We start from the raw sequence: 16282 nt of genomic DNA on the forward strand, positions 1-16282 counted from the left end.
AATTGCTGGGGTTTTGTCGCCGTCGATCAGTGGAGCACTGAATGTGGGGGGTGGTGCCCGGTCGTCGGCATAGGGATCGAAACGGTCATCCGGCGTAACGCCAAGCCCAGTTCCTCGGACAACGAGGCCAGTGCCGGGGCGAAATCGGGCCGTACGATCAGCGAGGCCATCATCATTGCATCTTCACGCGCCCCTTCAGAGGCGGCACCGATCATCTGGGCAAAACAATTCTCATCAGCGCCCAGACATGCACATCCCAGCCCATGACGCACCAGCGGACGGCGACCGTGATGTGCACAAAGTGAACACAGCCGGTCCAGCGTCAGCATCGTGGCGCGTCCCTGATCTGCACCCAGCGCGATGTCAAAATCGCTTGCGGCATTTGCCCGGCCTTCGACCCCATCACCCCAAAGCCGCAGATACATGACGGCTCCGGCCTCAATGGGGTTCAGGTCAGCCAGACGGCCAACAGCCGCCCCGCCACGCGAAGAAGGTGCGCTCATTTTGTCAGGATCAGTTTGCCTGCGCGGGTGATACGCAGCGTATAAAGCTGATCGCCCAGCTCGATATGGGCCAAATTGCCGCCATTGGTGAGGTCTTCCGCCTTGTGGGCCGGAAGCATCGAAACAGCGTAGCTAAGGGTCGAGGTAGGGGTTTGCGCGTTCATTGGGGCATCTCCAGAGCATCTGTGGCACTTGGCCTTGTCTGTCTTCGTTTCGCTTGATCTGGCTGACCCTGTTTTGGGCTGGCTATCTGTTCGTGTGATTAATCTGATAAAAATAGTAAGGTTTGTCAAGCTGCTGTTTTTTCAATCGCTCCCACGGGTCTCTATTGCGCCGTCGCACAGCACGACCTAGGCATTGGACATCAACAAACAAAGGCGGATTCGCAGATGGCAGCAGTTGTCGTATTTGATCTGGATGGCACCCTGATAGACAGCCTTGCCGACCTTGCAGCTGCGGTAAACCGAATGCTGCACGATCAGGGGCACCCCGCCTTGCCTCAGGATACGATCCGGGGATTCGTCGGGAACGGATTACCCAAGCTGGTCGAGCGGGCGATGATGCATTGCGGGCTGGAGCCAACGCTTCACAAGGACCTGACACAGCTTACTCTGAAGCACTACAATGCAGGCGCCTGCGATCAGACCGTAGTTTATCCCGGCGTGATCCAGGCGCTGGATGAGCTTCGCGATATGGGCTGTGCGCTTGGGGTCTGCACCAACAAACCCGAAGCCCCTGCCCGGCATGTGCTGGGCGAACTTGGCCTGCTACCCTATTTCAACACGGTCTTTGGTGGAGACACGCTGGATATACGCAAACCCGATCCAGAGCACTTGCACGCCTGTTTCAAGACCCTTCAAGCCGCAGGCCCACAGATCTTCGTTGGCGACAGTGAGGTTGATGCCGAAACTGCGCAACGGGCTCAGGTTCCGTTTTTGCTGTTTGAACAGGGATATCGAAAGTCGCCGGTTTCGGACATGCCGCACACGCTCAGCTATGATAACAGTACCGCACTGCCTGCACTTGTTCGGAAAATCCTGACGCAGGCATAGACCCCAAAAAAGGTCGAGGGGCCGGCCAAGGGGGTAAGAAGCCAGCCCCTCATCGGGGGAAATTAGTGAAAGTGGATTGGGCGCACTGGCCCGGTAGTTAATGAAAAGTTAACGCACCTGCGCGGATCGCGAAATTGGGGGATTCCCGTAGTGCTGCGATTTTTTTCCCGATCCCCCAAATTATTTTGCGCGCAGAAGCCTAAAAACTGGGATTTATGCGGCTTTCTCAGCCGCGGCACGCGCGATCACCAGTTCCTCGTTCGTCGGAATGACCATCAGTTTCACACGTGACAGGTCGGTCGAGATGACGCGCAGATTGTCCGCGTTTGCATCGTGGTCCAGTTCAAGACCCAACCACCCCATGTCAGTGCAGATACGGTCGCGGATATAGGTCGAGTTCTCACCGATCCCGCCGGTAAACACGACGGCGTCCAGACCTCCCAACACGGCGGCCAAAGCGCCCAGCTCGCGGCGTATCCGGAACGTGTAGTAGTTGATGGCATTGCGTGCACCCGGCGTATTCGAGGCCTCAAGCGTACGCATATCATTGGTCATTCCGGAAAGGCCAAGCAACCCGGATTTACGATACAGAAGATCCGAAATCTCATCCGCATTCATGCCTTGCTGATCCATCAGATACAGCACAACGCCCGGATCCAGCTGGCCACAACGCGTTCCCATCGGCAAACCATCCATGGCCGAGAACCCCATGCTTGAACCGACCGAGCGACCTCCGATCATGGCGCACATCGAGGCACCGTTGCCAAGATGCGCCACAACCACCCGTCCGCCATGTATCAGCGGCGCAGTCTTGGCCAGATGGTCCGAGATGTAATCATAGCTCAGACCGTGGAAGCCATAGCGCCGAACGCCCATATCGTAATACTCGGTCGGCAATGCGAAGGTGTCATTGACCCAAGGGTGGTGGCGGTGAAAAGCGGTATCGAAACAGGCAACCTGCTTGGCATTGGGGAACCTGTCCATCGCAGTACGTGCGCCCTGCAGATTGTAAGGTTGGTGCAGGGGCGCAAAAGGCTCGAGTTTTTCCAGCATCTGCAAGCTTTCGGGGGTCAGCAGAATGGGCCTGTCATTATCCGGGCCGCCATGCACGATGCGGTGTCCAACCGCGGTCACGCCCGCCGACGGAAACTGCCGTTCCAGCAAATCCAGAATATAGTCCAGGGCGCTGGCCTGATCACGCAGCGCCTCGGATGTGGTATCGGCCAGCACACGGCCATCCGTGGTCTCTGCTTTGATGCGCGCCGCGCGGCTGCCGATGCGTTCCACCTCTCCCGAACAGACAAGGATCGGATCTGCTTCGCCCGCGGAGAACAACCCAAACTTCAGCGAGGACGAGCCTGAATTCAGTGTGATGATATGGTCCATCAGATCTTACCCGACATCCGCGCCGCATGCAGGGCCGCGACGGCACAGGAAACCAGCCGCGCCTTTTCGCCATCTGCGCGACTGGTCAGAATAATCGGTACGCGCGCGCCCAGCACCACCCCGGCAGCCTCGGCGTGCGCGATATACGTCAGTTGCTTGGCTAGCATGTTGCCTGCGTCCAGATTGGGTACGACAAGAATGTCTGCCCGTCCGGCCACCTCGGACACGATCCCTTTGGTGCGCGCCGCGGCCAGGCTGACCGCGTTGTCCATGGCAAGCGGCCCATCGACCAAGCCACCCCTGATCTGTCCCCGCTCGGCCATCTTCGACAGCAATGCGGCATCAATCGACGACCGGATTGCTGGATTCACCGTCTCGACCGCCGACAGAACACCCACTTTCGGAGCGCCAATTCCGATTGAGATTGCCAGATCGATCGCGTTCTGCGTGATGTCGATCTTGGTTTCCAGATCCGGCTCGATATTGATGGCCGCATCGGTCACCAGCAAGGGATGCGGCTGGCCGGGTATATCCATGACGAAGACATGCGTAAATCGGCGCCCTGCGCGAAGTCCACGATCCCGCCGCAACGCCGCCCGTAGCAGTTCGTCCGTATGAAGATGCCCCTTCATCAATGCTTCAGCATGTCCTTCGACAACCAGATCAACCGCTTTGTTGGCGGCGTCCAGATGGTCCTTAACAGGAACGATCTCAACGTCACCCAAGGGCAACTCAATCTCACGCGCTGCTGCAGCAATCTTGTCGGGGTCACCTATCAGGACCGGCTTGATGATGGTTTCACGCGCCGCCGATAAGGCCCCCCCCAGCGAGTTGGGCTCTTCTGGGGCGACAACTGCCGTGGGGATCGGAGGCAGCGGGCGCGAGCGATCGAGCAGTGCATCAAAATGCCGGTGCCGCTCGACGACCAGACCAGGCACTTCAATCTCATTGAATGACAGTTCTTTCTCCGGAGCGATCACGACCGCGATGCCGGACACGATCAGCGCCTCATCACTAGGGCGCATCACCTGAGTTTCCAGAACTACCTCGCGGTTATCGCGTTTTTCGATCACCGTAACTCTGGCCAGCAGTTCTTCGCCCGCATATGCCCGGGCGCTAAAATCCAAGCTTTGCGACTTATACAGCGTACCCGCGCCCGGCAGGATATTCCCCAAAACGGCCGAGATCAGAGCCCCAAGAAACATCTCGGGCGCGATCGCCTCGTTTACGTTATCACCGTCCCCATCTTCGTCGGCCAGGTTCAAAGGGTTATGGTTGCCGGAATTCGATGCGAAAACATAAAAATCATCCTCTGTGCAGAACCGGGTCAACTCGGCGGTGTCACCGATCTGAAGCTGATCAAAGGGCTTGTTGTGATACTGCATTGAAACTCTCGGCGGCTGTTTTGCACCGATCATTATGAGATTTCAGGTAAATTTCCAATGACGTTCGATGGGTTTCTAGGGCTCAAAGCCATCTGGCACACCGAACAGTGGCGCATCCAGTGTGGTCCCGGTCAATGCACCCATGAACGCCACCAGATCTGCGACCTGGGCATCGGTCAGTTCCAGCGGTTCGATGTCAATTTTCTGGCGATGACGCTCCATCTCGAACCGGTCCTGCCAGACGATGAAATCAACATTCTCAAGCCACGGCACGTTGGGCAGCCCGGCCAAATCAGGGGTCCAGGCAGCGAGGCTCTGAGATGGGTTCAAGTGGTGGCGAATAATGCCTTCCAGATCGGGAAAGGCACCGTTGTGACCATAGGGCGCCGTCTCTGTCACATTGCGCAGCATCGGTGTGCGGAAACGATAGGCGTCCTCAAGACGGTTGCTTTCACCCATATGACCCACGTCGCGGGCATAGGGGTCCCATTGGCGGGTCTTGCCCGGTCCAAATGGCGGCAAGCTCAGCGCGTGGAATTTTTGATCCGATAGCAACGGGCCGGAATGGCAGTTTGCGCAACCTGCCTCACCATAGAACAAGGTCATACCATCGTATTGCTCTGGCGTCAGAGCGGCATGGTCTCCGGCCAGATATTGATCAAACGGGCTGTTGGTGCTGCGCCACTCCAGTGCCATGAACGCGGCCAGCGCGTTGGTGATCTGAGTTATCGTGATGTCCTCGGTCGTGTCGATGTCATCGAACGCCTTGACCATGGCAGGCCCATAGCGCGGATCAGTGCGCACGCGTTTGGCGAGGATCGGCCAGCCCTTGTCGATGCGGTCATGCACCGCGCCGGTGACTTGATTTTCGGCCACATTTCCGGCCATCTCGAATTGCGAGGTCAGCGGGAAAAGTGCCTGCGCGGCCAGCAGTGAATTCAACCCCTCCGGCAGCCATTCCTGCGCGGGCGAATTGAAGCCGTTACCGTAGACGTCAGAGATACTTAGGCGACCGTCATGGAAGACCGTGTGAAGATCCTTTGCCCCAAGGTTCCAAAGCCCCGGCGAATTGCGGGGAATACGCTTGCGGATTTTGTCCGCTCCGGTGCCCGGCGTGCGATCTGGGCCAAGCCCCAGCCCGCCCTCGCCAATGCCCAGCGACAACCCGTCCGAGGTGCCAAAATCCGGGTGGTGGCAGTGGGCACAGCTGATGTTCTGGTTGCCCGACAAGATCGGATCGTAAAACAGTTGATGACCGATGGCGGCCTGTTCCATATCAAAGGGGATGAAATCGTCATCCGTCAGCGGGCGCGGCAGATCCTGAGCTGCCGCAGCCCCTGCCAAAAGGAAAGCAACCCCATGCGCCAGTTTGTATTTGCCCTGTGCCTTCTCGCGACCCCAGCGCTGGCTGAACTGGAAAAAGCACGCGATCTGATGGAGGCCGGAGAGTTTGAAGCCGCGCGTGAGGAATTGCTGCCGGCAGCGCGGTCCGGCAATGCCGAAGCCGAGGAATTGATCGGTGTGATGTACGGGTTGGGACTTGGAGTCGAACAGGACTATGAACGCGCGTTTGAATGGTACTTGCGCGCCTCGATGAAAGGTCATCCCGGGGCGCAATCTGGTATCGGTTGGTACTACGAGTTGGGTCTGGGCATGCCCGCGCCTGATCTGGTTCGAGCGTACATGTGGTATACGCTCAGCGCCATCGGCGGCGACCCCGATGCGGCGATCAGCCTTGAAGAAGTGGTCAAAAAAATGTCGCCGGAGCAGATCGAGAAGGCGCATGTTCTGGTCAACGACTACAAAGGGTGGATGTACCCGTTTCGGTGAGGGCCGGACCCCAGGGCCCGGCCCAGCAATTCAGTTCAGATCCGCATCACGTGAGGCATTAACATCCGCCTCGGCTGCTGCCACAGCGTCAGTCAACGCTACAAAGATCTCATCACCACGTGCCACATTGGACTGGAACCAGTCATAGACCGGGGTTGCGGCTTCTTTGAACGCAGCTTTCTGTTCGGGTGTAAGGACATAAAGGTCACCACCGCCGGCTACAAAATCCTCATAAGCCTGAATCGACTTGCGCTTGGGTGAGGCAAAGGTCGCCTGCTGCAGCGCATAAAACCCGTCGACTACCACGCGGCGCATATCTTCTGGCATCTCCTGGAACTTGGCGTTGTTCATCCACCACAGCGCACCCATGTAGGCATGCCCATCCAGCGTGACATATTGCAGGCCTGCATCAGGGAACTTCATACCCATGATGTCAGTGATGCCGTTTTTCGAGCCCTCAACCACGCCGGTCTGGAAGCTGGTGAACAGTTCTGGCCACGGGATCGGGGTCGGTGATGCACCCAGTGCTTTGACCAGCTCCTGCGGCAGGTCGGCAACCACGGTGCGGATTTTCAGACCCTCCATGTCAGCCGGCTCAGCAACACGGCGTTGTGTATTGGCGAAGTTGCGCCAGCCACCTGTATTGCCGATTGTCATCAGACGGATCGCACCGCCGGAATCCTCCAGCGCCATGTCGCGCATCTGCCGGGTGAAATCACCGGATAGGACATGTTCGGCAATGCGGTCATCGGCCATCAGGTAAGGCAGGTCCAGAACCTGCACGTAAGGGAAGATGCCCGAGGCCCCTCCAGAGGTTGAGATGTAGATGTCGATCGTACCGTCTGCCACACCCTGCAGACACTCGGCACCGTTCGAGCAGAGCTGCGTACCTATGAACAGCTCAACCTCAATGGCTCCGTTCGAGGCCGCCTCAACGTAGTTCTTGAAAACGACCAGACCGTCATAATCTTCGTCGTTTTCATTCGAGTTTGCTGTGGCGCGTAGCGTGTAGTCGGCGGCTGCCGCGGCAATCGCAGACGCGGCCACTAGCGACGTGGCCACCGCTGCGGTTTTGATAAATCTTCTGAGCATGCGTTTCCTCCCTGTGATACTCAGTTCAGTTTGCAAATCCCGTTATCCTCGGGATCGTCATGGATAGTGCGGGGATGTATGTGATCAAGAAGATCACGATGATTTCGACCGCCAGAAACGGCAGGATTGCCTTGGCTATGGTTTCAACCCGTTCCCGAGACACGGCGGCGGCTACGAACAGCACCAGCCCCATGGGCGGGGTGGCCAGACCGACAGTCAGGTTGACGCTCATGATAATGGCAAAATGGATCGGGTCTACACCGAGGCTGGTGAAGATCGGACCGAGGATCGGGCCAAGGATGATAATAGCGGGGCCTGCATCCAAGAACATTCCGACGATGAACAGCAGCAGGTTGATCAGGAACAGCAGGATCAGCGGGTTTTCCGACAGGCTGAGGATTAGCGAGGCCAGCTGCTCCGGCGCATGGCTGAGGCTGACCACCGTCTTGAAGGCCATTGCCGCCCCGACCAACAACAGGACGACAGCGGAGGTCATACCTGCATTGCTGAGCACCTCGGGGACTTCTTTCCACGTCAATGTGCGCAGGACGAAGAAACCGATGATGAAGGCATACCCTACGGCGACAGCGGCCGCTTCGGTTGGGGTAAAGATGCCACCCAGTATTCCGCCCAGGATGATCACAGGGGTCATCAGTGGGAAGAACGCTTTTAGGCTGGCCTGACGGCGTTCTGGCCAAGTATATTTACGGCTGGCGACCGGGAAGTCGTATCGATCCGCCATAAGCTTGATCATGAGCATCAAACCGACACCGACCATGACCCCAGGCACGATGCCAGCGAGAAAGAGCGCAGCCACACTTTCACCCATGACATAGGCATAGATGATCATGATGCCCGAGGGCGGGATGATCGGCCCGATCACCGAACTGGCTGCCGTGATCGCGGCGGCAAATTTGCGGGTATAGCCTTGCTTCTCCATCGCCGGGATCAGCATTGACCCAAGCGCCGAAGTATCGGCGACAGCGGATCCTGAAAGGCCCGCGAACAGGATCGAGCTGAGGACGTTCACATGCGCAAGGCCGCCCCGCAGGTGGCCCATCAGGGCCTGGCTGAACTCCACAAGTCGGATGGTAATGCCGCCCCGGTTCATGAGTTCTCCGGCCAGCATGAAGAAAGGGATCGCCATCAGCGGGAAGCTATCCATACCGTTATAGACATTGCGATAGAGCAGCGTAATGTCGTTGGTCTGACCGCTAAGCCATAGCAGAATGCCGGGCGCTGCCAGCAGTGCGAAAAAGACCGGCAGGCCGATCAGCAGGAAAATCAGGAAGGTGGGCAGGAACCAAATCAGCATTTATTCAGCCCCCACCGCAGCTTCGGGAATTTCAGGCAAAAGATATGCTCCGCCCAACATGGTTACTATCGACCGCAAGATCAGTTCGATATTGACCGAGATCAGCAAGATGATCCCAACCAGCAGCGAGGCCATCATCCAACTGCGCGGAATACGGTACCATTCATCGAACCCGAAAGAGGTAGGCAGGTACAACGCCGCAGTGGCGAACCGGCCACCAAAGCCCGTAACCTCAGACCAGCCGATATTGACCGCAACAAGCAGCACGGCCAGCGAGATCAGCAGCAGGAACAAATTGAGCGATTGACCAAGCACGCGCGGCAGGAAGCGCGCAAGCATATCGATGGCGACGAACCCTCCGCGACGGAAAGCTGTGGGGGCCATCAGGCCCGTCATCCAGAGCATGCAGAACCGGGCAGCCTCATCCGGCCATGGCAGGGCGTTGCCCAAGACATATCGGAAGAACACCTGAATCAGGATCGCGATAACCATAACTGCAATCGCAACAACACCGACCGCGCGGCCCAGACGCAGCACGGTTTCGTTCACGAATGCAATCGGCGTCAACGCCGATGCCAGTCCGCCCATGCGGATCCTCCCACTGTCAGCTGCGGGTTTGACCCGCAGTCGTCATATCGCGCTTAGCTCTGCGCGAATTGGCCGAGTTTTCCGGCAAAGAACGTCAGCGCGTCTCCATCCGCCATGCTGACTTTCAGAACTTTGCCCACCACGATCACATGATCGCCTGCATCGTGATAAGCGTGCTGCTCGCATTCGAACCGGGCAAGACTGCCCGGCAACAACGGGGTGCCGTTTTCACAACGGTCATGTTCGATATCACGCAGCGCATGGGCGTCTTTTGAACAGCCAAAGCACAGCTCGGCCTGTTCAGCAGACAGAACATGCACACTGAAGTGACGCGCCGCGTGAAAATAGCGGAACCGGCGCGAATTGCGGTCGCCCGCCCACATCACCAGCGGCGGATCCAGCGACAGGGACGAAAAGCTGTTGGCGGTAATGCAGATTGGCCCATCCTCACTGTCGCAGGTCACGACAGTAACTCCGGTGGCAAAACGGCCAAAAGCATCGCGCAGGGTTCGCGTGTCGTCCTTATGCGGGACGAATGTATGGTTCATATCGCGCGAGATTGCGTTCATCATGGCACCTCATGCCCCAGCGCCGCCTCATACAGGCGGTACCAGCTTTCACGATCCAGCTTGACCTTCAACGCATCCGAGGCGCGTTTGATACGGCCCAGATTATTTGTGCCCAGAACAGGCAGTATGCTTGCTGGATGCGTGAGCAGGAAGGCAACGGCCACAGCGGCGCGATCCACCCCGAATTCTGCGGCGATCTCATCCGCTACAACGCCGACCGGTGGATTCCCGGCCATCAAAAGGCCTCCACCCAGTGGAGACCACGCCATAAGCGAGTGACCATGCTGTTGATGGAACGCCAGATCACCGTTGGTGAACGGGCTGATCTCGCCCAGAGATATCTCGATCTGATTGGTGACCAACTGGGTTTTCATCGCCGACTGCAGCAAAGACCAGTCCCAAGGGCGGAAGTTGGACACACCAACCGCGCCGACCTTGCCACTGGCAACCACCTCATCCAGCGCTGCACCGGTTTCATGGTGATCCATCATTGGATCCGGGCGGTGGATCAGTAGCAAGTCGATGTGGTCGATCGCCATTTCCGACAGAGATGTATCGACCGATTTCAGAATATGCGCACGCGACGTGTCGTAATATTTGACCTTGGCCTCGGCATAACGCCCCATCGGCGCGACGATGTCACATTTGGTGACGATCTCCATTTTCTGGCGCAGGCTGGGATTGGTGCGCAAGGCATTGCCCAGAACGGCTTCGGCCGCGTATCCGCCATAAATGTCGGCCTGATCGAAGGTGGTGATGCCCTGATCCAGACAGGCCTGAATCTTGGCCTCAACATGCGCAGTCGAGGTGTCACTGTCATCACCCAAGCGCCACATGCCATAGACAAGACGGCTCATTTCCAGCGTGTCAGATAGTTTCACACGTTGCATCAGCGACGAACTCCGTTGCCCAGCGGGGTTGCCGGGGTGGTTGCTGGCACGCGCCCGTAGGCTTCGGGAAGCGAGCAGGTTTTCAGGTTGGGCATCACACGGGCGCCAAAATGCTTGGCCTCGTCCATGTGCGGGTAGCCCGAGAAGATGAAGGCGCGGATGCCCATCTTCTGATACTCTTCGATTTTAGACATAACTTGATCGGTCGAACCGACCAGCGCAGCACCACAGCCCGACCGTGCGCGTCCGACGCCGGTCCAAAGGCCGGGTTCGACATAGCCATATTCGTCGGCCAGATCGCGGTTCTTGGATTGATGCGCCACGCCCAAGGATGTCGCGTCCAGTGCCCGCTCGCGGATCGCACGACCATATTCGTCATCCAGTTTCGAGACGATGTAGTCGGCGTATTCCTGTGCCTCAGCCTCGGTATCGCGAACAATCATGTGTACGCGCAGGCCGTAATCCAGAGTACGATTGTAATTCTCGGCAACCGCATGAACGGCTTTCATCCGCTCGGCCAACTGATCCTTTGTTTCCGGCCACATCAGGTAGACATCGCAATGCTCGCCGCACAGGTCCAAAGCAGACGGCGAGTAGCCGCCGAAATACAGCAGTGGGCCACCGGTCTGGTAAGGCCGAGCCGGGTCAGTGGTCAGGCCTGAAAAGTTATAGACCTCGCCCGCATGGTTGATTTCGTCCTGCGTCCAGGCCTGTTTCAGGATCTCGACCACTTCGCGCGAACGCTGATAGCGGTACGCACTGTCGGCTTTCTCGCCCGGGAAATCGGACGAGATGATGTTAACCGTCAGCCGCCCCTTTAGCATGTGGTCCAGCGTCGCGATGGTACGGGCCAGCATGATGGGCTGCATTTCGCCACAGCGCACGGCGGCCAGCAGGTTGATCTTTTCAGTGATCGGGGCGCAGCCTGCAACAAAGCTCAACGTATCCTGACCGACCTGGTACGATGACGGACACAGGATGTTGCGAAAGCCTTGCGCCTCGGCCTCTTTCACGATGCCTGAACAATGCTCCCAACTGGATCGCAGATCACCATCGGGCACACCCAGAAACTGGTAGTCATCCGAGCAAAGCGCTGCAAACCACGAAACCTCGGCCGCATCCAGGTCGGGGGATGTGATGGGGACGATGGTCATTTGATTCACGCTCCGTACATCTTTGACTTTCCTCTTGCGTAGCAAGCGCATTGATGTAGATCAATAGTGTATCAATTTTTCCTGCGACCGAGTGAAGCGCCCTCAATGTCCGCCAACAGCCGCAATCCAAATGCCCTGCCGATCTATGTCCAGATCTCAGAGCTTCTGATCCGCGATATTGCTGCGGGCCGTCTGATTGATGGTGAGCGTCTTCCACCTGAACGGGACATGGCTTCGAACCTAAATGTCTCGGTCGGGACCTTGCGAAAATCCCTCGCCGAGCTTGAGAAAAAAGGCATGTTGGAGCGTATTCAGGGTTCGGGCAACTACATCCGCGAGACCGGAACGCAGAACAGCGTCTATGCTATGTTCCGGCTGGAACTGCCCGAAGGCGGCGGGTTGCCGCGTGCCGACATCCTGTCGGTTGATCATCTCAAGAAGCCTGCGAAACTGCCGAAGTTCGGCCTGTCTGATAGCGGTTCGCGTGTACGTCGGATGCGTTATCTGAATGACACAATCATCGCGGTCGAAGAAATCTGGCTGGACGAATCAGCCGGGACCATCGACCAGAACCTGCTGTCCGACTCGCTTTATCGCTATTACCAGCAACAACTTGGCTTCTGGATCACACGGGCAGAGGATCGCGTTTCTGTCAGTGCCCTGCCCGACTGGACTCCTGAAGGCTTCACCAAACCTGCGGGCCAAGCCGCAGGGTATATCGAACGGTTCAGTTGGTCTGAGAAAGCTGAACCTATCGAGTTTTCAAAAACATGGTTTGATTCAGATCGAGCCACATACGTTCAACGCCTGAAATAAAAGGAACTGCGCATGACCCGGACCACCAACTACGGGCTGATCGGATGCGGTATGATGGGGCAGGAACATCTGCACAACATTGCTCTGCTTGAGGGCACGCGCGTCGCCGCCATTTTCGAGCCCGACCCGGAAATGGCGTATAAGGCGCAGGAGATTGCGCCCGAGGCGCAGATGGTGGCATCAGTTCAGGATCTTCTGGCGGTCACTGACCTGGACTGTTTGGTCATCGCCAGCCCCAACCACCTGCATATTGATCAACTGGCCGAGATTGCGGAAACCCGCCCACTGCCACTGTTGATCGAGAAACCGTTGTTCACTGATCCCGCCGATCTTGCACGGCTTGAGGAGTTAGAGCGCAGTTTTCCACACCCGATCTGGGTCGCGATGGAATATCGCTATATGCCCCCGATCACGGCGCTGATCGATGAAGCAGCGACCGCAGGTGGTGGGATCAAGATGCTCACGATCCGCGAACACCGCTTTCCGTTTCTCGAAAAGGTCGGCAATTGGAACCGGTTCAACCGTAACACTGGCGGTACATTCGTCGAAAAATGTTGCCACTTCTTCGACCTCATGCGCCTGATCCTGCAATCAGACCCGGTTCGCGTTTCCGCAAGCGGTGGCCAAGCCGTCAATCATTTGGACGAAGTTTATGACGGCGATACTCCAGATATTCTGGACCACGGCTATGTCATTGTCGATTTTGCTTCGGGCGCGCGCGCGATGCTCGAGCTTTGCATGTTTGCCGAGGGTTCGCGGTATCAAGAAGAAATCTCGGCCATTGGGCGCGATACCAAAATCGAAGCGCTTGTGCCCGGCCCGGGCCGCTTCTGGCCTGAACATCTGGGCGACGCGCCTGTACCACAGCTGATCATCAGCCCTCGCGCACCGAAAGGTCCAATCCAGCGCGACATCCCCGTTGATCCCGAGTTGCTGGCGGCTGGCGACCACAATGGCTCGACTTATTATCAGCACAAAGGCTTTCTGGAGCTGGTCAGGGGCGAGCGCGCCAAACCCGAGGTCTCACTGCGTGATGGGATTTGGGCCGTGCGTATCGGCCTTGCCGCACAACAGGCGTCAGAGCAGGGCCAAACGATCAGCCTAGCTGGGTGATTAACAGGGTCAGAAAATCACATTCAGCATCAACAGTGAGACGATCAAGAAGATGATCGTCATGATCCCGCCCGAACGGACGAAATCGGTCACTTTGTACCCAGCTGGCCCCATGATCAGCGCATTCACCTGATGGGTCGGGATAATGAAACTGTTCGAGGTCGAAATCGCGACGGTTAATGCAAAGACCGCCGGGTTGGCACCCGCCGCAACCGCAATTGAAACCGCAAGGGGCACCAACAGAACCGTCGCGCCCACGTTTGACATGACCAGAGAAAATGCCGTCGCCAGAATGGCGACGCCCGCCTGTAGCGCCCAATTCGGCCATCCATCCAAGATGATCATGATCTGTTGCGCAATCCATGCCGCAGTCCCGGTATTCTGCACCGCCTGACCCAACGGGATCAGACACGCCAGCAGAAAGACCGTGTTCCATCCAACTGCTCGATACGCCTCGTCAACACTGAGCACCCGGGTCAACATCATTCCTGCGGCTCCGGTCAGCAAACAGAGCGACAACCGCACATCCGTGAACAGGATCAGTGACAATGAGATCAAGAAGAACAAGAGCGCCCAGCCTACTTTCTGCGGGCGCAATTCATCCTGCGGGAAGTCCGAGGTGACCACAACAAAATCCGGATCACGCTTTATCCGCATTAGGTTGTCCCAGCGGGTATGAGCAACCAACATGTCGCCAGCCTTGAACTTCTCAAGCCCGATCTGGGTGGATTCATGCGTCTCAGTCTCGACATGACTCAGCGTCTCTTCACCCCGGTGGATGGCGAGCAAAGACATTCCGTAGGTTTTACGGAACAGCAATTCGCGAGGGCATTTGCCGATCAGTTTGCTGTCAGGTGTAACGACCACCTCTGCGACCCCGGCATTCGTGGGTGCGAACTCTTCGACAAACACATCCAGATCAGGCAGCACCGTCAGCCCGTACTTTTCGGCAAACTCTTCGACAACCCAGCGCCGACCCACTATCGCCAATCGACAGGGTGCGGCAATCTCGGCTGTTAACACCTGAACCATCGAGGTCTTGCCACGATAAAAGGTCGAGATGATATAGAGGTGATTTTCAAAGTTGATATCTGCCAGAATCTGCCCAACCAGCGGGCTGTCGGCCGGAACCACAACCTCGAACACATCCGCTTTCAACCCATAAATTCGCTGAAGATATTCCTGCGTCCCGCGCCCGGTACCCGTACTCTCCGACCCTGAATCGCCCGGCAGCACCCAACGCCCCAGCAGCAGGAAATATGCGATCCCCGTCAAGATCAGCACCGCACCGATGGGGGTAACGGAAAACAATCCAAAGGGTTCCATCTTCTGAGCTTCGGGCAGTCCTTCGTTTGCAGTTTGGATCAGGTCATTCAACAGAATAAGCGGCGAGGACCCGACCATCGTCATTGTCCCCCCCAGAATGGCACAAAACCCCATGGGCATAAGCAAACGTGACAACGGAATACCCGATCGCGATGAGATACGGCTAACCACCGGTAGGAACAACGCCGCCGCCCCGACATTTTGCATGAATGATGAGATAACACCGACTGTGCCCGAAACGATCGGCAGCACTCGGTTTTCAGACTTACCACCATATTTCAAAATGACGGACGCGACCTTGTTCATTAGGCCCGTTTTATCCAAACCCGCCCCTACGATCATGACCGCAATGATCGAAATCACGGCATTGGACGCAAACCCGTCAAACAGATGAGGAACATTTGCCAGATTTTCGAGACCCGGTGCATAACTCAGCAGACCCACAATGACCAACACCAGGATGGCCGAAAGATCGATCCTTACAATCTCGGACACAAACAAGAACACCGTGAAGGCCAAAAGCGCCGAGACCACACCCATTTCGTATGTAAACGCCAATTGCTCCACTGGGATCACCTGGTTCCAAAAGCAAATCTAATAGGCATTTCTAGGCAATCAGCGCGGGCCTGTCATGGACTTTGTCTGTTTGGTCGAAATCCACCGTGACAAATCTATCGGCGTCGTAAGAAGCCGTCCGGTGCCACCGAAATTTGCAGCTTGTGATCGATACTCTTGTCGATCTCGAAATCAGGATTGACTTTCAACCAATCATGAACTGCAGTCTTTGGGTTGTCTCCAGGTCCCCATGGACGATCAGTGAACTTAGTGGGAGGCATATCCTCAACGATTGTATCGAACACAATGCAATAGCTACCCGAAGAAACAATCGGGGCATACGCATTTAACTCGGCAAGCACATGATCGTGTGTATGATTGCTGTCGAGACAAACAAGTACCCCTAGGTAATCTTCAGTAGCTGTTCGAACCTGGTCCACAATGTCTTCGTCGATAGATGAGCCTTGAATCATCTCGATTCTGGAGGCCATCGGATGCTCTTCTATGGCTGCACGATTGTGGGCGAGAGTACCAATGTCAACGCTAAGCACCCTGCATTTGGGACGGGCGAGATCAAGCGTCGTGCTCGCATAAGCGGCGTGAACATGTCATGGACTTGGACCACACCCCGCCGCGTGTGGTCAGGAAGACAGGCTGGAACCACTGCCTGAACTGTACGAAACCGTTGTGGAGCTTGGTTGCAATAGG

At 56.9% G+C, this 16282-nt stretch carries 16 protein-coding genes and 1 pseudogene; 4 read left to right on the forward strand and 13 right to left on the reverse strand.

The features are described from left to right. Nucleotides 1–26: 26 nt before the first annotated feature. Nucleotides 27–503, reverse strand: coding sequence for a hypothetical protein (locus ACR0NE_RS19385; RefSeq protein ID WP_170425639.1), 477 nt, complete (start codon nt 501–503; stop codon nt 27–29). After that, complete coding sequence (gene hemP, locus ACR0NE_RS19390; protein ID WP_170398358.1) at nt 500–667, reverse strand: hemin uptake protein HemP; 168 nt, start codon at nt 665–667, stop codon at nt 500–502. The genes ACR0NE_RS19385 and hemP overlap by 4 nt, the downstream gene beginning before the upstream one ends. A gap of 225 nt (nt 668–892) precedes the next feature. Between hemP and gph the strand changes: the two genes are divergently transcribed. Beyond that, the gene (gene gph / locus ACR0NE_RS19395) at nt 893–1555 is read left to right on the forward strand and encodes a phosphoglycolate phosphatase (protein ID WP_170595145.1); all 663 of its coding nucleotides are present in this window, start codon (nt 893–895) and stop codon (nt 1553–1555) included. A gap of 213 nt (nt 1556–1768) precedes the next feature. On the opposite strand, the gene ACR0NE_RS19400 is transcribed toward gph, so the two are convergent. From ACR0NE_RS19400 to ACR0NE_RS19410, 3 genes are all read right to left on the reverse strand, one after another. Continuing rightward, a complete protein-coding gene (locus ACR0NE_RS19400) occupies nt 1769–2941 on the reverse strand; it encodes an acetate/propionate family kinase (protein WP_170595142.1) in 1173 nt (390 codons plus the stop codon). Continuing rightward, nucleotides 2941–4326 carry a bifunctional enoyl-CoA hydratase/phosphate acetyltransferase gene (locus ACR0NE_RS19405; RefSeq protein ID WP_170595139.1) on the reverse strand — a complete coding sequence of 462 codons (1386 nt, stop codon included), beginning with the start codon at nt 4324–4326 and terminating at the stop codon, nt 2941–2943. The genes ACR0NE_RS19400 and ACR0NE_RS19405 overlap by 1 nt, the downstream gene beginning before the upstream one ends. Nucleotides 4327–4401: 75 nt before the next feature. Beyond that, nucleotides 4402–5670: a cytochrome c peroxidase gene (locus ACR0NE_RS19410; protein ID WP_170595136.1), complete on the reverse strand. Its 1269-nt coding sequence runs from the start codon at nt 5668–5670 to the stop codon at nt 4402–4404. A 15-nt stretch (nt 5671–5685) separates the two neighbouring features. Here ACR0NE_RS19410 and ACR0NE_RS19415 point away from each other — a divergent pair, with 15 nt between their 5' ends. Next, nucleotides 5686–6156 carry a tetratricopeptide repeat protein gene (locus tag ACR0NE_RS19415; RefSeq protein WP_170595133.1) on the forward strand — a complete coding sequence of 157 codons (471 nt, stop codon included), beginning with the start codon at nt 5686–5688 and terminating at the stop codon, nt 6154–6156. A 30-nt stretch (nt 6157–6186) separates the two neighbouring features. On the opposite strand, the gene ACR0NE_RS19420 is transcribed toward ACR0NE_RS19415, so the two are convergent. The 6 genes from ACR0NE_RS19420 to ACR0NE_RS19445 are packed head-to-tail and all read right to left on the reverse strand — an operon-like array spanning nt 6187 to nt 11764. Further along, complete coding sequence (locus ACR0NE_RS19420) at nt 6187–7248, reverse strand: TRAP transporter substrate-binding protein (RefSeq protein WP_170595130.1); 1062 nt, start codon at nt 7246–7248, stop codon at nt 6187–6189. A gap of 25 nt (nt 7249–7273) precedes the next feature. Next, nucleotides 7274–8563, reverse strand: a complete 1290-nt coding sequence (locus ACR0NE_RS19425; RefSeq protein ID WP_170398321.1) for a TRAP transporter large permease — start codon at nt 8561–8563, stop codon at nt 7274–7276. Beyond that, nucleotides 8564–9151, reverse strand: a complete 588-nt coding sequence (locus tag ACR0NE_RS19430; RefSeq protein ID WP_170595127.1) for a TRAP transporter small permease subunit — start codon at nt 9149–9151, stop codon at nt 8564–8566. Between the two features lie 53 nt (nt 9152–9204). Next, nucleotides 9205–9720 carry a flavin reductase family protein gene (locus tag ACR0NE_RS19435; protein WP_170408253.1) on the reverse strand — a complete coding sequence of 172 codons (516 nt, stop codon included), beginning with the start codon at nt 9718–9720 and terminating at the stop codon, nt 9205–9207. Beyond that, nucleotides 9720–10610, reverse strand: a complete 891-nt coding sequence (locus tag ACR0NE_RS19440; protein ID WP_170595123.1) for an aldo/keto reductase — start codon at nt 10608–10610, stop codon at nt 9720–9722. The genes ACR0NE_RS19435 and ACR0NE_RS19440 overlap by 1 nt, the downstream gene beginning before the upstream one ends. Further along, complete coding sequence (locus ACR0NE_RS19445) at nt 10610–11764, reverse strand: LLM class flavin-dependent oxidoreductase (protein ID WP_170513705.1); 1155 nt, start codon at nt 11762–11764, stop codon at nt 10610–10612. Before ACR0NE_RS19445 ends, ACR0NE_RS19440 begins: the two co-directional genes overlap by 1 nt. A 105-nt stretch (nt 11765–11869) precedes the next feature. Between ACR0NE_RS19445 and ACR0NE_RS19450 the strand changes: the two genes are divergently transcribed. Beyond that, nucleotides 11870–12580, forward strand: coding sequence for a GntR family transcriptional regulator (locus ACR0NE_RS19450; protein ID WP_170595120.1), 711 nt, complete (start codon nt 11870–11872; stop codon nt 12578–12580). Nucleotides 12581–12592: 12 nt separating this feature from the next. Continuing rightward, on the forward strand, nt 12593–13693 hold the full coding sequence (locus ACR0NE_RS19455) for a Gfo/Idh/MocA family protein (protein WP_170595115.1): 1101 nt from the start codon (nt 12593–12595) through the stop codon (nt 13691–13693). 9 nt (nt 13694–13702) lie between these two features. Here ACR0NE_RS19455 and ACR0NE_RS19460 read toward each other — a convergent pair whose 3' ends face one another. Together ACR0NE_RS19460 and ACR0NE_RS19465 are read right to left on the reverse strand one after the other, a co-directional pair. Continuing rightward, the gene (locus ACR0NE_RS19460; RefSeq protein WP_170595310.1) at nt 13703–15559 is read right to left on the reverse strand and encodes an SLC13 family permease; all 1857 of its coding nucleotides are present in this window, start codon (nt 15557–15559) and stop codon (nt 13703–13705) included. Nucleotides 15560–15690: 131 nt separating this feature from the next. After that, nucleotides 15691–16158, reverse strand: a pseudogene (locus ACR0NE_RS19465) (CmcI family methyltransferase); the annotation flags it as partial. Nucleotides 16159–16282 lie beyond the last annotated feature (124 nt).

It is taken from the genome of Ruegeria sp. C9 (assembly GCF_056537585.1).